We start from the raw sequence: 2,453 nt of genomic DNA, 5'->3' as shown, positions 1-2,453 counted from the left end.
GCCACTGTCCGCCAGTGATAGCCGTGCACCCGTCCCGACGAGGCCCCGCACCTCGGGCAGACCGCAGCGTCCCGCGAAGTGCGGGCCAGCACCACAATCCGCTCACCCTCGTCGGCCACATCCTCGATGACCAGCGGGGACAGCCCCGAGAACACCGACTGTATGAGCCTGTTGACATCCGCCACATAGGAACAACGACACCCGCCACCCTCCGTCACCACCAAAAGTGAGACAGGGCCGCTGGCGAGACAGCCCCACGGCGACCCACAGTGGCTCGTACAGCACGAAGACGTGATCATCTTTCGGGGTCGGCCAGAGTTCCGGAAGTTCCCGCGAACCCAAGTGTTCTCACGGGGAACCGGAGGGCCCTGGTGCCCCATCCTCGCATGTCGGCCCTTGTGTTCCCGGCGAAGCTGAGGAGCCGTTGCCATGAATCGCCGGAAGGGGGATCCCGGCCTCGGCGGCTGCGAGTTCGGAGCGGATCACTTCCAGCAGACGGCCGATCCAGGTGGTGGCTCGCTCGCTACCGACGGACCAGTAGGCGGAGTCGAAGTCGACGTAGATGACGCGAGCGTCGCCGCTGGCGAGCAATGTCTGTGCCGTCTGCGGGTGCTGGGTGTACTTGGCACGCAGCAGGATGGTCATGACGGCCAGACGTGCCGAGGCCCAGCCGGCGCGGCGGGGTGCCTGCTCGGCGAGTTTGCCGGCATCGTATCCGCGCGGTGCTGCAGCGATCTGGTCGTGCCAGTGCGGATCGGGAGTCGACAGCGCCCAGTAGGCGTGTGTGACGCTGGGGTAGCTGTTGGCGCCGACGGTGATGGCTGCCGGGTAGTCGTTCTGCAGGACTTCGACGCCGGGTGGATCCGGCCAGCCGCGTGGGTAGACCGCTTTCGGGATCGTCAGCGTGGGCTGCGTCGGGTGTTCGGGGCCATCGGCCGGGACCCGCGTGTCCCATGTCTCGATCGCGATCTCGCGGAAGTATGCGACTGCCTCGGCCCGCTTTTGCTCGGTGACGACCGGGCCGTTTGGCCAGCCGTGCAGTGGTTCATCCAGCTCTGTGATCAGGATCCGCAGGGGAGCGTCTTTGCGGTCCATATCGCCGAGGGCGTAGACGCGCAGGTGTTCGGGGATTGCCAGGTAGCGCTTGCGAACCGTGCGTCGGTTGTCTTCGGTGGGGTCGGCCAGGTAGGTCGTGACTGCTTGCAGGCATCGATCGGTGGAGTCGGGCCGGTCGTTGAGCCGGTCGATTTCGTCGGCGACCTCGCCGAGAAGCATCTCGGCGTTAATGGCGGGGCGGGGCTCGGTGAACCGCCACCCCGCCAGGTGGTGCGCCGATGCTTGCGCGCCGTCTTCGAGGGTGGTCGTGACTCGGCCACGGCGGAGTTGTTCGGCCAGCCCGTCGAGGTCGGTGAGCCCGCCGGTGCCGCAGTCGATCGCGCCGTCGGCGTAGATGACCAGGTCGGTCAGGAAGTACGTGTCCATGTTTTGGGTGAAGATGTGCCGCCAGGTGCCTTCGATCCGTTGGCCGTCCACGTTGCGGTAGGTGCGGCGATATCTGGTCACCGGCGCACCGTAGTCCAACCGTGCCGGGAAGGTTGTTCTGCCCTCGCGGGCTGCTCAGTGCGGCGGCCGGGGTGGGGTCTGCAGGAGGATCCGGGCGTTGGTGGCGTACCGGATGGCCGTGTCCTCGCTGACACCGAAGACCGCGGCCAGGTGCAGCGGGTCTCCGCCGGCGGCGAGGGCCTCCTCAAGCTGGCGGTCTATGCGCAGCCGTTCGATAGTGGCGGCCAGTCCGCGCATGTTCAGGATCCAGGTGTGGCTGACCGGGGCGTGCCGCAGCGCGCTTTCGGTGCTGACGAGCAGGTGCGGGTTGGCGATGTTCGGCCAGCGGCGGTGCCGGTAGTCGAGCCAGTCGAGCAGTGCGTGGTGGGTCAGCTCGTCGAGTGGGCGGTCGTGGCCGGCGATGGTGATGCGCCGGCCGGGCAGGTCGACGTCGTCGAGGTGCGTCGCGCGGATCTGGCCGGGGCGCGCCGCGTGGACAGCGGCCAGTACGAGGAAGAGCCAGGCCTGCGGGGTTGTCGCGGCTGTGACGGCCTGGTTCAGCTCGTCGGGACGCAGTGGCTGCCAGATGGCGTCCTCGGCGCGTGGCCCTCTGACCCGGGCGGTCGGATTACGAAAGATCAGGTTGCTGTGCTTCGGCCCAGTGACGTCATCACACCCGCCACGACCAAAATCACCCAGATCACGCTTACCCAGAAGGCTGCGCAATCGGACCGCTACCGGAACCCAAGTGATGTCGGACTGCCACGGAACACCCGGCGCGACTCCACACACAGCAGGCACGCCCCCACCACCATCCACCCCGATCACAGGCTTGATCCCTCCACCCCAGCCCGGATGGATCGACGGGCACACCCGGCGCACCCCGCCACCGCCAACACCGGCGACGGCAG

Annotated in this window: 2 protein-coding genes and 2 pseudogenes; 1 reads left to right on the top strand and 3 read right to left on the bottom strand. The window is 67.7% G+C overall.

Annotated elements, in window-relative coordinates; genetic code table 11:
- The 3 genes and pseudogenes from B118_RS32260 to B118_RS33785 form a co-directional block, all read right to left on the bottom strand.
- A pseudogene (locus B118_RS32260) lies at positions 1-185 on the bottom strand (ISL3 family transposase); the annotation flags it as partial.
- A gap of 163 nt (positions 186-348) precedes the next feature.
- Complete coding sequence (locus tag B118_RS0124725) at positions 349-1,563, bottom strand: NADAR family protein (protein WP_043542086.1); 1,215 nt, start codon at positions 1,561-1,563, stop codon at positions 349-351.
- Positions 1,564-1,617: 54 nt separating this feature from the next.
- Positions 1,618-1,800, bottom strand: a complete 183-nt coding sequence (locus B118_RS33785; protein WP_337588133.1) for a hypothetical protein — start codon at positions 1,798-1,800, stop codon at positions 1,618-1,620.
- Between the two features lie 495 nt (positions 1,801-2,295).
- On the opposite strand from B118_RS33785, the pseudogene B118_RS33780 reads away from it, so the two are divergent.
- Positions 2,296-2,453 (top strand): annotated as a pseudogene (locus B118_RS33780) (site-specific DNA-methyltransferase); the annotation flags it as partial.

The sequence above is a fragment of the Salinispora pacifica CNR114 genome, from assembly GCF_000514775.1.
Taxonomy (GTDB): domain Bacteria; phylum Actinomycetota; class Actinomycetes; order Mycobacteriales; family Micromonosporaceae; genus Micromonospora; species Micromonospora pacifica.
Note: the sequence above shows the minus strand (reverse complement) of the source record. Positions and strands in the feature narration are given on the sequence as shown.